The 16521-nt window shown below is 45.7% G+C and carries 19 protein-coding genes; 18 read left to right on the top strand and 1 reads right to left on the bottom strand.

From position 1 onward, the window contains the following. Nucleotide 1 precedes the first annotated feature (1 nt). The 3 genes from DWB64_RS10170 to DWB64_RS10160 are packed head-to-tail and all read left to right on the top strand — an operon-like array spanning nt 2 to nt 4526. The gene (locus DWB64_RS10170) at nt 2-1522 is read left to right on the top strand and encodes a UDP-glucose--hexose-1-phosphate uridylyltransferase (RefSeq protein WP_129488123.1); all 1521 of its coding nucleotides are present in this window, start codon (nt 2-4) and stop codon (nt 1520-1522) included. Beyond that, complete coding sequence (locus DWB64_RS10165; protein WP_129488122.1) at nt 1522-3468, top strand: beta-galactosidase; 1947 nt, start codon at nt 1522-1524, stop codon at nt 3466-3468. The genes DWB64_RS10170 and DWB64_RS10165 overlap by 1 nt, the downstream gene beginning before the upstream one ends. A gap of 11 nt (nt 3469-3479) precedes the next feature. Further along, entirely contained in the window at nt 3480-4526 is a 1047-nt protein-coding gene (locus DWB64_RS10160; RefSeq protein ID WP_129488121.1) for an aldose epimerase family protein, read from the top strand. Between the two features lie 15 nt (nt 4527-4541). Here DWB64_RS10160 and DWB64_RS10155 read toward each other — a convergent pair whose 3' ends face one another. Next, nucleotides 4542-5120, bottom strand: coding sequence for a hypothetical protein (locus DWB64_RS10155; RefSeq protein ID WP_129488120.1), 579 nt, complete (start codon nt 5118-5120; stop codon nt 4542-4544). Nucleotides 5121-5216: 96 nt separating this feature from the next. On the opposite strand from DWB64_RS10155, the gene corA reads away from it, so the two are divergent. From corA to DWB64_RS10080, 15 genes are all read left to right on the top strand, one after another. Then, entirely contained in the window at nt 5217-6257 is a 1041-nt protein-coding gene (corA, locus tag DWB64_RS10150; RefSeq protein ID WP_129488119.1) for a magnesium/cobalt transporter CorA, read from the top strand. Then, a complete protein-coding gene (locus DWB64_RS10145; RefSeq protein ID WP_129488118.1) occupies nt 6257-7135 on the top strand; it encodes a DMT family transporter in 879 nt (292 codons plus the stop codon). Before corA ends, DWB64_RS10145 begins: the two co-directional genes overlap by 1 nt. Before the next feature lie 369 nt (nt 7136-7504). Continuing rightward, nucleotides 7505-7828 carry a metalloregulator ArsR/SmtB family transcription factor gene (locus DWB64_RS10140; protein ID WP_129488117.1) on the top strand — a complete coding sequence of 108 codons (324 nt, stop codon included), beginning with the start codon at nt 7505-7507 and terminating at the stop codon, nt 7826-7828. Further along, a complete protein-coding gene (locus DWB64_RS10135) occupies nt 7822-8313 on the top strand; it encodes a Na+/H+ antiporter subunit E (protein ID WP_206736666.1) in 492 nt (163 codons plus the stop codon). The genes DWB64_RS10140 and DWB64_RS10135 overlap by 7 nt, the downstream gene beginning before the upstream one ends. Beyond that, nucleotides 8310-8561, top strand: a complete 252-nt coding sequence (locus DWB64_RS10130) for a monovalent cation/H+ antiporter complex subunit F (RefSeq protein ID WP_206736665.1) — start codon at nt 8310-8312, stop codon at nt 8559-8561. The genes DWB64_RS10135 and DWB64_RS10130 overlap by 4 nt, the downstream gene beginning before the upstream one ends. Then, nucleotides 8558-8887 carry a monovalent cation/H(+) antiporter subunit G gene (mnhG, locus tag DWB64_RS10125; protein WP_129488116.1) on the top strand — a complete coding sequence of 110 codons (330 nt, stop codon included), beginning with the start codon at nt 8558-8560 and terminating at the stop codon, nt 8885-8887. The genes DWB64_RS10130 and mnhG overlap by 4 nt, the downstream gene beginning before the upstream one ends. After that, entirely contained in the window at nt 8887-9153 is a 267-nt protein-coding gene (locus DWB64_RS10120) for a hydrogenase subunit MbhD domain-containing protein (protein WP_129488115.1), read from the top strand. Before mnhG ends, DWB64_RS10120 begins: the two co-directional genes overlap by 1 nt. After that, a complete protein-coding gene (gene mbhE / locus DWB64_RS10115) occupies nt 9137-9874 on the top strand; it encodes a hydrogen gas-evolving membrane-bound hydrogenase subunit E (protein WP_129488114.1) in 738 nt (245 codons plus the stop codon). The genes DWB64_RS10120 and mbhE overlap by 17 nt, the downstream gene beginning before the upstream one ends. Beyond that, nucleotides 9871-10209 carry a sodium:proton antiporter gene (locus tag DWB64_RS10110; protein ID WP_129488113.1) on the top strand — a complete coding sequence of 113 codons (339 nt, stop codon included), beginning with the start codon at nt 9871-9873 and terminating at the stop codon, nt 10207-10209. Before mbhE ends, DWB64_RS10110 begins: the two co-directional genes overlap by 4 nt. Continuing rightward, nucleotides 10209-11636 carry a complex I subunit 5 family protein gene (locus DWB64_RS10105; protein WP_129488112.1) on the top strand — a complete coding sequence of 476 codons (1428 nt, stop codon included), beginning with the start codon at nt 10209-10211 and terminating at the stop codon, nt 11634-11636. Before DWB64_RS10110 ends, DWB64_RS10105 begins: the two co-directional genes overlap by 1 nt. Next, complete coding sequence (locus tag DWB64_RS10100) at nt 11633-13450, top strand: proton-conducting transporter membrane subunit (RefSeq protein ID WP_129488111.1); 1818 nt, start codon at nt 11633-11635, stop codon at nt 13448-13450. The genes DWB64_RS10105 and DWB64_RS10100 overlap by 4 nt, the downstream gene beginning before the upstream one ends. Next, a complete protein-coding gene (locus DWB64_RS10095; protein ID WP_129488110.1) occupies nt 13447-14355 on the top strand; it encodes a respiratory chain complex I subunit 1 family protein in 909 nt (302 codons plus the stop codon). The genes DWB64_RS10100 and DWB64_RS10095 overlap by 4 nt, the downstream gene beginning before the upstream one ends. A 1-nt stretch (nt 14356) precedes the next feature. Continuing rightward, nucleotides 14357-14911: an NADH-quinone oxidoreductase subunit NuoB gene (gene nuoB, locus DWB64_RS10090; protein ID WP_129488109.1), complete on the top strand. Its 555-nt coding sequence runs from the start codon at nt 14357-14359 to the stop codon at nt 14909-14911. Beyond that, nucleotides 14892-15413, top strand: coding sequence for an NADH-quinone oxidoreductase subunit C (locus DWB64_RS10085; RefSeq protein ID WP_129488108.1), 522 nt, complete (start codon nt 14892-14894; stop codon nt 15411-15413). The genes nuoB and DWB64_RS10085 overlap by 20 nt, the downstream gene beginning before the upstream one ends. Further along, the gene (locus DWB64_RS10080; RefSeq protein WP_129488107.1) at nt 15410-16519 is read left to right on the top strand and encodes an NADH-quinone oxidoreductase subunit D; all 1110 of its coding nucleotides are present in this window, start codon (nt 15410-15412) and stop codon (nt 16517-16519) included. The genes DWB64_RS10085 and DWB64_RS10080 overlap by 4 nt, the downstream gene beginning before the upstream one ends. Nucleotides 16520-16521 lie beyond the last annotated feature (2 nt).

Below are 16521 nucleotides of genomic sequence, written 5' to 3'. Positions count from 1 at the left end.
CATGATAAAAAAGCATATTGAAGCACTTATAGCCTATGGTTTGAATCATCATTTTTTTGAAGCGGATGATGTGACCTACATGAGAAACAGGCTCTGTTCGTTCTTAAAAATCGAAGCCTATGATGCAAAATTTCAAGATGCGGATAATGCGACTGAGCTTCAGTCGCTTTTGTTTGCAATCACGAAGTGGGCGGTTGATCAGGGGCAGGTTGAATCGACCTACGCTCCTTATTCAGACCTGTTCGATACAGAACTTCTCGACATCCTCTGTCCCAAGCCATCTGACATTGTAAAGGAGTTCATCGCAAGAAAGAAAATCGGTATAAAGAACGCCGTGGACTGGTATTATGATTTTTCTAAGGCGACAAACTATATAAGAATGGACCGCGTAGCTAAAAATGTAAGCTGGACTCAGTCGTCTGTATTTGGCGACATGGTGATGACCATCAATCTGAGCAAGCCTGAAAAAGACCCGAAATCGATAGTCGAGGCAGCAAAAAAAAGCGAGAGTACTTATCCCAAATGCCTGCTTTGCTATGAGAATATCGGATACGAGGGAAGACTTGACCACCCTGCAAGACAGACACACAGAGTGATACCCATGACACTTGCAGGCGAAGAATGGTTCATGCAGTACTCGCCATATGTTTATTACAACGAACATGCGATTGTCATCAAGAAGGAACACGTTCCGATGAAAATCACTAAAACCACGTTTGAAAGATTATGTGATTTTTTAGAAGAGATAGACTACTACTTTATCGGATCGAATGCCGATCTTCCAGTGGTGGGAGGATCGATGCTTTCCCATGACCATTATCAGGCAGGAAACTATGAAATGCCGATGGCTAGGGCAAGTGAAAGAAGAACGTTCGGATTAGACGCATTTGGAGAGGTCACCGTTAAATGGCTTGAGTGGCCGCTTACGGTCTTACGAGTACAATCAAAAGATAGAAGACAGGCGATAGATGCGGCCAACCTGCTTACGGAACACTGGAAGCACTATAGCGATGAGCGTGCCGGTATCAGAGCAAGTTCCGGTGACGTGCCCCATCATACCGTGACGCCTATCGCTAGAAAACGCGGTGCCATTTATGAGCTCGATGTCGTACTCAGAAGCAATATCTGCTCTGAGATGCACCCTGACGGCGTGTATCATCCGCACCAGGAGATTCATCCGATCAAGCGGGAGAACATAGGCCTTATCGAAGTGATGGGACTGGCTGTGTTGCCGGCAAGGCTAAAGGTCATAGCGGACGATTTCACTCAGGGCTTGAAACAAGGTCTTTCCTTCAGCGAGCTTAAAAGTCATGAAGACATCGTCCTCTTTGAAGCGATTTATCAGAGGATGACAAGGGAGCTTTCTACAAGCTGCACCGCGGAAGAAACCGTAAAGTCTGTGATCGGAAAGGTCTTTATCGAAGGTCTTGAACATGCTGGCGTGATGAAGCTTACAGAGGATGGAGAACACGCGATGCAAGCGTTTATCCGAAGTGTGAACAGCGTAAATGGAGGATTCTGATGAAATTGGGTGTTGATTATTATCCCGAACATTGGCCTATTGAACTACTGGAAGAAGATTTATCGAGAATCGTCGATTTGGGCGCAACGACAATCCGAATCGGAGAGTTCGCATGGCATATGATCGAACCTGTAGAAGGAACATTCGATTTTTCCTATTTTGACAAGGTGATCGAGAAGGCAAAGCAAAAGGGGCTGGACATCGTTTATGGGACACCCACCGCGACGTTTCCCGCCTGGTTGGCTAAGAAGTATCCCAAGGTCCTATCAAAAGACGAACACGGTCAGACGAGGGTTTTTGGCGGAAGACGGCAGTACTGCTATAATTCGGACGATTACCTGCGTCTGAGTCTGAACATGGTTGAGAACTTAACCGCGCATTACGGTAACGAGAAAGCCATAGTCATGTGGCAGGTAGACAACGAGTTCGGGCACGAGGGCAGCGATGACTGCTACTGTGAAAGCTGCGCGAGCAAGTTCAGAGTTTTTTTAAAAGAAAAATACGGTAAAGTAGAGCAGCTTAATGAGACTTATGGAACCGTCTTCTGGGGTCAGACCTATAACGATTTTGAAGAAATTCCTATGCCGCTTGCGACGATTACAACCCATAATCCGGTACTGAAGCTTGACTGGGCGAGGTTTAGGTCGCATTCTGTAAATGCTTTTGCAAAAGCCCATATCGACGCGATCACCCGCAAGAAGGGCGACCACCAGCAAATCACACACAACTACTTCGGTGGTTACTTTGACAGACGTTACGATCAAAATGAGCTCTCAAAGCACCTTGATGTGGTCGCCTTCGACAATTACCCTGTATGGGGCGGATTGATGAAACCCATAGAACCTGCAGAAATCGCACTGGCCCATGATTACATGCGTGGGCTTAAACAGAAAAACTTCTGGGTGATGGAGCAGCTTATAGGGGCTCAGGGGCATGACGATATCGGTTACCTGCCCCTAGAAGGAGAGTCGTCCCTTTGGGCGTCCGGTGCGATGGCACGCGGATGTGAATCCCTCTTCTACTTTAGATACAGAGGGTTCACAAAAGGGGCTGAACAGTTCTGTCAGGGCATACTCGATGCGGACAACCGGATCAATGACAAATACAAAGAAGTGCAAAGGTTCTTCAAATGGGCGAGGGAGTTCGAACCTATCTGGAAGACCCCCATTAAAAATGAGGTGGCAGTCCTCTATGATTACGACAACAGGTGGTCATGGAAGGGCCAAAGGCAAAGCAGTGGATTCGACTACACAAGCGAGATACTAAGAGGATACAGAAGCTTTTACGCGCTTAACACAGGCATTGATGTGATCGATTTGAATAAACCCTTCACGGACTATAAGATTCTCATTCTCCCGGTGATGCAGCTGATGAGCAGCGAACTTTCACAGGCCCTTGAGTCTTTCGTATCAAATGGCGGCATCCTCCTATTCACTTATAGGACCGCCATTAAGGACAAGGAGAACAATCTGGTGTTCGGTGAGCAGGTTCCGTGCTATCTGAATGACTTGGTGGGCGCTCAAGTAAATAAGTACGAGTCGCTTGGGGAGTACAGGACAGTCAACATACTTAAGGGTGCAAAAACTGTTGGGGAAGCGGGTGTCTGGAGAGATATGCTGCAACCGACAACGGCCGTAAGTCTGTTCAACTATGAGGCTCCGTTCGAGCAGTACTCGGCATGTACGGTCAATGAATACGGAAAAGGAAAAGTGTATTATGTCGCCGCCGGTTTCCAAGCTCAGCTGATGGACGAGATTGCGCAAATGATGCTGAAAGACGCAGATGTTTTTTCTGTTAAAACACCTTTTGGACTTGAACTGATAAGGCGTATCGTCGATAATCAGATAATCTACATCTTGCTGAACCATCTACAGGTAAGACAGCAGTGGAGAGGGCTTACGATAGAGGCTTTAGAAGTGAAAATCTTTGACGAGTTGCCTATTTAGGAAGGTGAGATATGAGCATCATTGATTATGGAACAACAGAAACAGGCGATAGTATAAAGGAAATCACCATTGGTGATAGAAAAGGCTTTCATGTGAAGGTCATCACCCTTGGGGCGACAATCACAGACATCCATACAAAAGACCTGCATGGCTGCTATGAGAACATCGTCCTAGGATATGACACCCTTGAAGACTATCTGAAAGATTGCGCCTATATGGGTGCCACAATCGGCCGTACTGCTGGAAGAATCAATTCTGGTGAACAGCTTAAGGATACAAGTGTCAGCACAAAAATCCGCGATTGGACTGCAAAACTTGAAAAAAACCAAGGCCCCAATCATCTACACGGGGGGTCAAACGGATTTCATCATAGGATATGGACCATCGATGATGTGAAAGAAAACCAAGTGACGCTTTCTCTAGTCGACGGGTTCAAGGAGGGAAGCCTACCAGGCAACCTGACGGTCAAGGCGAAGTTTGAAATTACTAAAGAACAGACATTAAGTGTCAGCTACACCGCGACGACCGATGAATGCACGTATGTCAACCTGACAAACCATAGCTATTTCAACCTTAGCGGTAAGCAGTGCTCTGTCGGAGGCCATGATCTAAAAGTAGCGGCAAGTTATTTTGCCTCGACCGATGAGTTTCAAATACCACTTGAGGATTTGTGTGAAGTAAAGGGCACGCCATTTGATTTTACAGAAAAGAAGAGTATCACATCCGCTTTGAACGACGACCACAGCCAGTTAAGACTGGCCGGCGGGATCGACCATCCCTTCAAGTTGGACCAGATGGACGCGTGCATCGTCTATTCAGACACGCTGTCAAAACGTAAGATGACGATTTCAGCCGACCAGGAATATGTGGTTATCTATACAGGCAATTTTTTAGATGAAGCTTCATTCCATGCTGAAAAGCACTTCATCAAGCATCAAGGAATCTGTTTTGAAACACAGGATATACCAAACGCGCCCAACAGAAAAGGATTTAATCGTTTGCTGTATCCTGAAAAAACCTATCACAACGAAGTGTCTTATACCTTTTCGGTGGAATAAAAAAAGAAAGTTCAATTAAGTTGAACTTTCTTTTTTAATGCCCTTATAGGCGACTGGCGTATGGGTGAATCTCTTGATCAGCCGCTGTTCATAAATCAAGTTCTTCGATTCAATGAACAGATTTGAAAAAGATTCCCACATAAAGACCCAAGCTCCGACAAATAGACCGTCTTCCAGGATTTTTCCCACAAGATTCGTCGATTCGATAAGATTGAGATAGGCGACCAGGAAGAAACTGATTCCCAACATGAAGTAGAGTAGCGATTCATTTTGTTCCTTACGGAAGGCGCGTTTGGATTTACTGAGCATGTATTCAAAATGATTCTTAAGGGCATGTACGATCTGAGCTTCTTTTTTCTCATCCCTTAACTTTTCATCAATTCTAAAGACGATCAGCAAATCCTCCTTAAGCGGAATGTCCTCTGCGGAATCCCATAAAAAGTCTAAAAATTCGTCTTCAATGTCCCTTTTTTTAAAAGGTGTTGGATCCCAATCGTCAAACACATCCTCATAGGTATCTAGAAATACGCTAATTAGAAAAGCTCCTGTCTCATGGTCTTGTTTATACGCTTTTTTGTGATAGGGTATTGGCATATGATCACCTCAATCTATTTATACCACTAATAATTTGAAATGAACATGCTATAATGAATTTATAATAAAATCAAATTTAAAATAGGAGCCAAGCGGATGGTCTTACAAATCAAACCAAAACAAAACGAACAGCCCGGAGCACTAAGATATACAGGAGCCTTTAAGAGTGAGAAATGCGAAGTGGAATGCATCACCTTTAGTCGTGAGAGCGCGCATCATACGAAAATTGAACTGGATGCCATCGACGAACTGAAGATCGATGAAAAAATGGTCACTTGGATCAACGTGACAGGAATAGCCGATGTGGATGTAGTGGTCAAGTTGTCTGAAAAATTAGGCCTTCACCCTCTTTTAATCGAGGACATCCTGCATGTTTCGCAAAGAAGCAAGTTTGTCGTAGAAAGCGGATATACGTTTGCCATAGCGAAAATGTATTATATGAATGAAGCAAAGATGATGAGAGAACACTTATGCATCGCACACTCTGAAAACCTGATTGTCACGTTTCAAGAGACTAAAGGGGATGTGTTCGGTCCTTTACGTGAAAGAATAGTTGAAAACAAGGGCGAAGTAAGATCCAGTAGCGGTGACTACCTGTTCTATGTGCTTTGCGACGCGGTTGTCGATGCGTACTTCGATGTAATGAGTCATATCTCATCAAGGCTTGAACTGCTAGAAGAAAGCGTACTTGACACACAACTGGGAACTGGCGACGAACTCTATATCATGCGAAAGGAAATCGTGTTTTTAAAAAATAGCGTTACAGCGTTAAAAGACGGCATCCATAAGTTCATCAGCACCCATCCAAGCGGTAAGGAGCTGCTTGTGTATTACCAGGATATCGAAGACCATCTGCTCCACGCGGTGGATACCATGAATGTCGCAAAAGAAGTGATCACAGGCCTTATCGAGGTGCACGCGTCCAATATGGGCAACCAGTTGAACCGTGTGATGACGACCCTGACCATATTTTCTGCGATCTTCATTCCGCTTTCCTTTCTATCTGGATTCTTCGGCATGAATTTCACTCATTTCGACTGGCTCAACGAGCCATACGGTCTGATGTACTTTATCCTAGCTTGCATAGGGATAGCGGTGTTCATGCTGTCATTCTTCAAGAGAAAGCGGTGGTTCTGATGACAGGAAAACAACTCATACAGCTGATATCCCTTGCTGCTATCTGGGGAGGGTCCTTTATCTTCATGAGGGTCCTATCACCGATTTTCGGGCCCATATGGACAGCGAGCATGAGGCTGACGATCGCTGGTGTGTTTCTACTTCTCATGTATACGTTGTCAGGCTACAAGCTAAACTGGAAGAGAGACTGGAAGCAGTTAGTGATCATAGGGATCATGAATTCGTCCTTTCCATTTTTCTTTTACGCCTTCGCAGCACTTTATATACCGGCGAGTCTTTCTGTGATACTCAATGCCATGGCACCCATGTTCGGTGCTATCTTCGCAGCGGTGTTCGCCCTTGAGAAGCTGACAGTAAGAAAAGGCATAGGACTTCTACTTGGACTGACCGGTGTGATCATCATTTCGTTTTCAAGCATGGAAATCGCAGACGACAAGGCGATCTTGGCAATACTCGCATGCATTGGTGCGACCGTCTGCTATGGTGCGTCTGGTGTGTATGTAAAAATGAAAGCCAGCCATATCCCGGCAAAGGATATCGCATGCGGCAGCCAGCTGTTCGCAGGCATTGCTCTTTTAAGCCTTGTGGGCTGGTTTCCCGTACGACAGGCGTTCGGAGCGTATGAGCTGACCTTGCTTGTCACATTCGCAGTCCTATGCAGCGCTCTTGCCTATCTGATCTACTACTCCCTGATTGCAAGCGTCGGACCCACAAAAACACTCACAGTCACCTACCTGATGCCGATTTTCGGCGTCTTGTGGGGCGTACTTCTACTTGGTGAAGTGTTGAGCGCAAGGATATTCATCGGAGGAGCCGTCATCTTGGCGGGGACGATGTTGATTACGAATTTGAAAATGTATGGAAAAAAAGTGGTTTAGGTGCTGGTGTTGAGAGTTATGAGGACGTTACAGGAGAGTTTTTCTGTGGCGTTTTTTATTTTTTGTTTTTTTTAGAGATTTAGAGGTTTGTGGAATGTGGATAGTAGAATGTGGAATTTCTAGAAGCGTAGCTTCTGAAAAAAAGATTTGCCCACGCGCCTTCAGCGCAAGGGTTTCCGCATTCCGCATTCCACATTCCACGAACCTCTTAAAACTAACTGATACACATTCACAAACGAGAATAAAAGTCATCGATTTATTTAGCCAACAAACATTTAGTTGTCTAAATAAATATGTTATCATTGTATTATTCAATATTCTGAATATTGTAATTAAGCGGTGGTATGAAAGAAAGAGGGAGGTGAATGGATGATAGCAGATGAAAAGCGTAAACTTTTGACACATAAGGCGGATGTGTTAAAAGCAATCGCACACCCAGCACGGCTTTGCATCATAAGTTGTCTTATGAGATCTGAGGAGTGTAATGTTAGCGCTCTTCAAAAGGAACTCAATCTACCACAATCGACGATTTCGCAGCATATGGCAAAACTGAAGTCTCAGGGCGTTATTGAAGGGGAAAGGCACGGAGTTGAAGTTGTCTATCATATTGTTGACGAAAGCATTTATGAACTACTGAAGCATTATTTACAAGATGTGTTTAATCTTAAAGAAAGTGAGGAACCCATGTGTTAACTAAGAAAAGTATTGGACTATTTATTATTTGTTTTGTGGTATGGGTACTTTTAGCAGGTTTTTCGTATCAAGAGGTTTTACTAGGAGCGGTTGTTTCGGCGGTTATTTCTTTGCTTTACGGGAAAACGTCTTCCTTTGATTTCAGCTTTAAGTGGATCATGGGATTTGTTTTGTTTATTGTGATGTATGTTCCACTCTTCTTATTGGAACTGATCAAAGCGAACATCGACGTCCTTCTACGTGTGCTAAGTCCCAAGCTTCCTATCAATCCTGGATTTGTAAAGGTTCCAACGACGCTAAAGGGCGATTTTGCAAACCTTACACTTGCCAACAGCATTACGCTGACGCCAGGTACGATCACGCTAGATGCCGATGAGGACTATTTGTATGTCCACTGGATCGATGTGAAATCGAGGGATGGACAGGTGGATGTATCCAGTATCAGCGACAGCATGCAAAATGTGCTAAGGAGGGTGTTCAAATGATGCCTTTACTGTTTTGGGGATTACTGATTATCGGTCTGATAAGCAGCGTTTACCGCATGCTTGTAGGACCTAGCGTGTTTGATAGGATACTGAGCCTTGACACAATCAACATCATGTTGATCGGTGCGCTGATACTGCTTGCCCATGAACTTGGTCAAAGCATGTACCTTGACATCGCTCTGATCTTTGGTGTACTTGCATTTTTAGAAACGATTGTGCTCTCAAAATATGCGGGAGGTGCAAAATGACGGTAGTAGGTTGGATTTTTGTAGTCATAGGCGGTTTGTTCTACGGTGTGGGTGGGCTTGGTCTTTATAGGATGCCGGATATCTTCAACCGAGCTCAAGCAGGTACAAAAGCGACTACCCTTGGAACCTTGTCAACGGCGTTTGGTATGTTGCTTATACATCCCGAGTGGTGGGCGAGACTTTTACTTATTCTAGTGTTTATCGCGGTAACGAATCCTATCGGCAGTTCTACACTGATCAGAAACGCCTATAAGTCAGGCGTCAAGCCGATCGAAGGAACGGATACTTCTGTTGTAGACAGCATATACGGGGAGGTAGAGGCATAGTGGATACCTATACAATTTTAGAGTGGATCGTTGGCATCGGCCTTATCGGAGGAGCGATTACCTGTGTGACCAGCGATAAGCTGCTCACAGCGGTCATCAGACTTTCACTGGTCAGTATGCTGGCAGTTATAGCCTTTGCGCTGATGGCTTCACCTGATGTCGCTATCACAGAAGCGGTCATCGGTTCGGGTCTTGTGACCTTTGTATTCATCATCGCTATCAAACAGACTTTTAAGGGGGAAACGAAGCATGAAAAAGATCGTTAGTGCATTACTCCTTATCGTATTTGCATTTTATCTGATCACCCTTGCAGGCAGCGCGTTTGACGTGTTCAATCCGCCGGCAGGCATCGATCCTGCTAGAGTGAGCAACAGCTTCATACATAAGAATGTACAAGGTGGAACGGATACTGTCGTGTTCAATGAGAGCATGAATCTTGAAAACGGTTCTGCAAACATCGCTACAGCGATTGTTGTGGATTACAGGTCTTTTGACACGCTTGGCGAAGTGACGGTTTTATTCATTTCGGCACTGGGCGTTGGAATGCTTCTGAAATCTGGCGAGTCCGTAGCTTTGGAACGCGGCTTTATCCTTAGGGCGGGTGCGAAGTTTATCACACCGATCGTCATGGTGACAGGCGTTTATATCTTCACACATGGACATCTCACACCTGGTGGCGGATTCCCGGGTGGTAGCATGATCGCCGCGGCAAGTTTGCTGTACTGGCTTGGAACCGGAGAACAGCTTACACCGGTCAAATCACTCAAGGCAGCTGAATCAACAGCAGGTATCGCTTATGTGCTTGTGGGTCTTACAGGACTTGTGCTGATGGGAAGCTTTTTACAAAACTTTATGGATACTGGAGTCATAGGCGAGCTTTTCAGTGCCGGTGTGATTCCGTTTGTGTATTCTATCATTGGTATAAAAGTAGGTTCTGAAGTATCCGGTGTGCTAATCGATTCTTCGAAGATGGAGGTGGTCTCATGATGCAGATCGTTGGACTTATACTTGTCGCTATTGGACTTTACGGTCTGGTGTCGACCAAGCATGTGATCAGAATGCTGATCGCTCTCAACATCTTGGAGCTTGGAGCGAATATCTGGATTATCAGCATCGGCTATGTAGAGGGTGGTGTCGCGCCTATCTATACCGGTGAAGCTGCATCGGTTGCAAGTAAATTTGTGGACCCCCTCCCGCAGGCTATGGTTCTAACCGCCATTGTCATCGGATTCGGGGTAACCGCCTTAGGACTCGCATTTGCAAGAAGAATGCATATGCAGTACGGCACCTATGACTTAAGTGAAATCGGGGGTGAAGAATAATGTCACCAATACTAATAATCGCAGTACCGCTTCTCATCGCCTTCTTAACGGTTGTGATGAAAAAACAGGCACTTCCGCTCTTATGGCTGACACTTGCCTTTAACTTGGTTGTCACGCTGACTAGCGATTTCGGCATACATGTCATCGGTGGATTCAAGCCACCTTTTGGAATAAGCCTAAGACTTGACAGCTATTCGTTCATGGCGCTTATCGTGGTTCAGGGAATACTCCTGTTCACTACCTTTATCGCAAAGGACAAAATTAAAAATGATGCGACAGTCGTGATGATCCTCCTTGCAGGCATCAACGGCATGCTGCTTACAAATGACCTCTTCAATTTGTTTGTCATGATCGAAGTCGTTTCGATAGCGGCGTTTATCCTATCAAGACTCAATAACAAATTGGTGGATACGATTCACTATATCGTGATTGCAAGCGTCGGAAGCGTGTTCTTCCTCATGGGGACAGTCATGGTATATGGGCTTACAGGATCACTTCAGATCGAGGCCATGTTCAAACTGCTCGCAAGTGTATCTGACGGAAAGGTCTATATCGCGATGCTGCTTCTGCTTGTCGGACTTAGCGTCGAGCTGAAGCTGATGCCTGTGGGCAGTTGGGCTAAAGGAATCTACGGGAATGCCAACGCGTTTACAGGTGCTCTTTTCGCATCGGTACTGGCACCTACCTTCGCATTCGTATTCGGTAGACTGACTCAGGAAGTCATCGTTCTTAACGATGCCACGGGTTATCTCTTGATGACAATTGCAATCGCAACGCTGATTCTTGGTGAACTTGCCGCGTACAAACAAGTGAACTTAAGAAAAATGCTGGCGTTTTCGAGCATCGCGCAGTCTGGACTTGTGGTACTACTGTTCATGTTCAACCTTACATTCCCTGCGATCCTACTGATCATCAACCACGCGCTTGCCAAGTCGATTCTGTTCTGGATTGCCGGTAAGCTGAGCGAATCCTATCAGACGGATGACGGCGACCAGCTCAAAGGTGTCTTCTATCACCATAAGCTGCTTGGCATGATCTTCAGTATCGCAACACTTTCGATGATGGGGATGCCTTTGTTCTTCGGCTTCTTTGCAAAAGTCAACACGGTTGTCGGCGCATTCACGGTGGGTTGGATAGGACTTCCTATCATCATCGTAACTATCGCTGTCGTCGAAGTAGCCTACTTCATGAGATGGTTGCTACTGCTCTGGTCTCCGGCAAAAGAAGGACAGCTTGCCAAAGATGGCATTGCAATCGAAAAGTCCAGCATGTTTAGTGTAAACGAAGTTATCGCAATAGTACTGGTCGCACTCACGCTGTTTGTGATTGGGTTGACTCCGGTTGTTGTGAACGATTATGTAGAAGATGCCGTACTTGCTGTAGGCAGCTCTCAAAGCATTCTTATCGGTGAAGGAGGGGCTAAGTGATTACAGTTATCGCATTACTGGTTGCAAGCGCGCTTATTAGTTACCTGTTGACTAAGAAGTGGCCGACTGCAGGAGCGTTCTTTACAATTCTTGCAAGTCTTGGGGCCTTAGTCGGTCTTTACTTGCTCAAAGATAGCACAGGCACCATCGAAACATTCGGATATTTGAATTTTAAAATGACGACGATCGGCTGGTATTTCGCGATGGTCCTCGGTACGGTCTATTTCACATCGGCCTTCTTCAACCCCGACTGGATGGATCAGATGCTTTACCCGTCGGCCTATAACGCCTTCTACGTACTTTCATTCGCTGGTACGATCGGGCTGTTCTTCGCTCAGGACCTGATTACCTTGTTCGTATGTTTTGAAACAGCGGTCTGGTCTTCGACCTTTATCGTACTTCAGGGCAAGTCGAGAAGAGCCGCATGGATCTACTTTGTAGTCAGCTCCATCGGATCGATGGCGACACTGTTTGCTGTCATTCTTGCAGGTCAGACAACAGGAACCTTCGATATCGCAGCGGCATTCGGATTGCTTGCGAGTGATCCTTTAGTGGCGGGTGTAGTATTCTTCACCTTCGTTATCGGTGGACTTACTAAGATCGGGATATTCCCGTTTCATATCTGGTTGCCTCTTGCCCATGGTAGCGCACCACATACTTTTTCACCGGTGCTTTCGGGTGGTCTTGTAAAGCTTGGCGCTTATCTGGTGTTTTTAGCAGCGGCTTATATACCTATGAATTCTATTTTTTCAAACTGGATTTTTGTTCTGAACAAACCTCTTCCTGTCTACATACTGATGGCGCTTGGAGCTGTGAGTATCGTTGTAGGAACCTTGAGGGCGATCCAGCAGGATGATGCTAAAAAACTTTTGGCTTATTCTTCTGTTGCAAATGGCGGATATATCCTTATCGGTATTCTGATGATGGACCAGATGGCTTTTGCAGGTGGATTGATGCACCTACTCAACCATGCTGTCGCATCGGCTGCCGCATTCTTGGCTATCGCTGTTGTTGCCAAGCGTACCGGCACGACAAAAATGACAGAGCTTGGCGGCATGATCCACAGGATGCCTGTCACCTACATCGTTTATCTGATCGCTATCATTTCGATGGCCGGAATCCCACCGATGGGTGGTTTCGTTTCAAAATGGATGATCTTCCAAGGCTTATCCGATAAAGGATTCATCTTCCTTGCGATGGCTTCTGCATTCGGTTCGATCGGATCGTATCTGTATGTGTTCAGGCCGCTAAGTGCCGTCTTCTTGGGCCAGTTGTCGCCAAGACATGAAGAACTTAAGGAAGCGAATCCATTGATGCTTATATCAATGGTCATCCTGACTTTGATGTCACTTGGTTTAGGTGTGTTCCCTAATATGGTACTTACCACAATCGCTAAGATCCAGACTTCTATCGGGCTTACTCCGATCATGACAGACGGATTTAAGACCATGACAGCAAACGGTTCAGTGAACATGTTCGAGGTGTTTGTCGTCTTCGGTTACGGTTTTGTTCTCATGCTGATCCTCTTTCTTGTACTACCTAAGAGCAGACGGGTCGGCCTTATGGACACCTATACTTCGGCAGAGTTCATCTACACACCGGAACTTCTTCACTACAGCAGCAACTTCTATGCGCCTTTTGAAAGACTTTACGCGAAATGGCCGTCTGTACTGCCTTGGTTCACAAGAGCATCCACAAAGCTCAAAGAACTTGGTGAATGGACTGAAAGTTTCTTCTTTAGTCAATCACCGACCCGCGGGGTGATGTGGCTTGTGGTGATTGCGATACTTGCAATGGTTGGAGGTTCATTATGACACTTATGAATTTTATATACGGATTCTTAGTTCTGATCGGAGCATTTGTTTTTCAGACTACGCTTACAGGAATCAATAGAAAAATAACGGCAAGAATTCAAAAAAGAAGAGGTCCTAAGTTTTATCAGCAGTTTATCGACATCTTCAAAGCGCTTTCAAAATCATCGATCACCCACGGATGGGTTTACGATTTTGGTGCGATTATGGCCCTTGGCGGAATCGCGGCGACGGTAATCTTTATTCCTGTCGCAGGATTTCAAGCATTTCCTGGGCTAGACAACGTATTTGTCATCTCCTATGTCCTTGCAGTAGGTATGCTTGGTATGGCGATGAGCGCCGCGGGTTCCGGTAACCCTTGGGCCAGCATCGGTGTATCCAGAGCGCTTACCAACATGCTTGCCTATGATATTCCGCTGATGGTGGTGGTCTTCACACTGATCTTTATCAACAAGTCCGGTTCTGTCGCGGACCTTGCACTTTTACAGCAGGGCTCTGGAGTGTTCGGATGGAACTTCATTAAGCTTCCACTTGGCGGTATCGTTGCGGTTGTGGCACTCTTTGGAATGCTCGGTAAAAAGCCCTTCGACTCCTTCATCGCTCCCGCAGAAATCGCTTCGGGACCCATGGTCGAGTACGGTGGAAAACAACTTGGCATGATGTTCATCCTGCACGAACTGATGACCTTCATCGAAGTGTCTTTGATACTCAACATGTTCTTTGGTGGCGGTGAGACGCTTGTGATCTACCTGATCAAATATGCGCTTCTTTACACCTTTACTAATATCGTATCGCAAGTAATGCCGAGATTCAAAATCGACCAGGCGGTACTCTTCTTCTTCAGAGTTCCTCTTGGGATGGCATTACTACAAGGCATCTTAGTCATTTTCTTAGGTTGGGGGTATTAATATGAGTCAAGAGATAAAAAAGGATGACCGAAAACTTTGGGAAGTGGTCGGTGACTATTTTAGAGCCAATTCAATTTGGATGAAATGGTACTGTACAGGTTGCGGTGCGATTGAAATGCCACCTACGATGACCTCAAGATTCGACATGGAGCAGCTCGGCATGGGTCCGATGGCAACGCCAAGGCAAGCCGACGTGCTCCTGATCACAGGTTATTTAAGTACAAAAACACTAAGACGCGTCATCTATTCTTACGAACAGATGCAAGATCCAAAATATATTGTAGGATTCGGGTCGTGCACCCTTAACGGCGGTATCTACTACGATTCTTATGCGACAATCAACCAGCTTGACAAGTACCTGCCTGTAGACCTTTACATCGCAGGCTGCATGCCAAGACCAGAGGCGATCATGAACTCCTTCGGCGAGCTTATCGAGATGATCAAGCGGGGCGAGGCCAAAGGCTGGAAGCATTATCAGGAGAATTACGACTGGTATAAGGAAAATCAAATGTACTCACTCGGGGAGGTGATGATTCATGACGAATTCCATGAATAGTTATAAAGAGCATTTTCAAAAGCTTTTGAATGTGGAGATCAAAGACAGTCCTGCCGACATGCAGCTGATCATCGATGTGAATTCAGATAAGTTTCATCAGACCCTGATCGCCTTAAGGACGGACGGGTTCAGACAACTTAGCATCTTGACCTGCATCGACTGGATCGAACTAAACAAGTTTCAGCTGGTTGCGATTCTCATGAACTGGGACACAGGAATGCACTTGCTTGTCAGGACGCTTCTAGACAGGGATAATCCTGACTTCCATACGATCACTTCAATCTATCCGGGGGCGATCTACTACGAGCGCGAAATCTTTGAATTTTTCGGAGTCCACTTCAAGGGGAACCCGACCTATGACAAACCTCTTTTCCTGGAGCGCTGGGATGCCATGCCGCCGCTCAGAAAAGATTTTGACCCACAGGCGTATTCCGATTCGAAATTCCCGAAACGTGAGCATCCTCACGTATTTAAGGCACAGGTAGTGGAGGAAATCAAATGAAAGAAGTCAAACTCTTTTTAGGACCTCAGCATCCAGGCATGCACGGTAACTATTCGGTGCATATGTATGTTGACGGAGATATGATCAATAAGGCTCGTCCGACCCCTGGTTTCTTACACAGAGGATTCGAAAAGGTGATGGAGAGAAGACTTTGGATGGGAAATCTCGCACTGATTCCACGTATCTGTGTTGTTGAGCCGGATATCAACGAGATGGTCTATGCGATGGGTATCGAAGCGCTGTCGGGTATCGAAGTGCCGGAGCGTGCGCACTGGATCAGAATGATGGTGCTAGAGCTTGGTCGCCTTGCGATCCATATGATGGGTCTTGGCGGCATCGGTGGACCTACAGGTATGTACACAGCGACCTACTGGGGTATAGCTCAAAGAGATCTGATTCTCGATTTGTTTGAAAAACTAACCGGTGCGAGAATCTATCATATGTATATCGTACCTGGCGGCGTTCGAAAAGACCTGCCTGAAAACTTTTTAGAAGACGTGCTTAAAGTCGTTGACGATCTAGAGAAGAAGCTTCCTGAGTTTGAACAGCTGATTCTTAAGCATCCGATCATCCATGCAAGAATCAAGGACAATATCATGCTTCCTGCAGAAGTCGTATGGGAGCTTGGAGTTACAGGCATTGGAATGAGAAGTGCCACAGGCGTTCAGAACGATTTGAGAAAAGTGAAACCTTATGCAAGGTATGACCAGGTAGAATTCGATGTTCCGACCGGTACCTATTCGGATGGACTTTCAAGGATGAACATCAAGTACGCAGAAATGTTCCAGTCGATCAGAATCATTCGCCAGATCATCGAAAAAATGCCAAAGAGCGGTCCTGTAAGAGCGAAAATGTCAACAGGTTCCGCCTTAAGATGGACGGTTCCTGCCGGTATGGTCTATACGGCTGTCGAATCGAGCCGCGGCGAATACGGATACTTTATCGTGTCCGATGGTGGGGAATACCCTTATAGAATCGCAGTTAGAGGTGCTTCTTTCGCTCAAGGACTTCTAGGTATTGAGAAGTATCTACCTGGACATAGAATTGATGATGCATCGCTTTGGATGGATACAATGGGTGTATGTTCACCAGAAATTGATCGGTAGGT

This window comes from Fusibacter sp. A1 (assembly GCF_004125825.1).
In the GTDB taxonomy this organism is placed as follows: domain Bacteria; phylum Bacillota; class Clostridia; order Peptostreptococcales; family Acidaminobacteraceae; genus QQWI01.
This window is presented reverse-complemented; position numbering and strand designations above follow the sequence as displayed.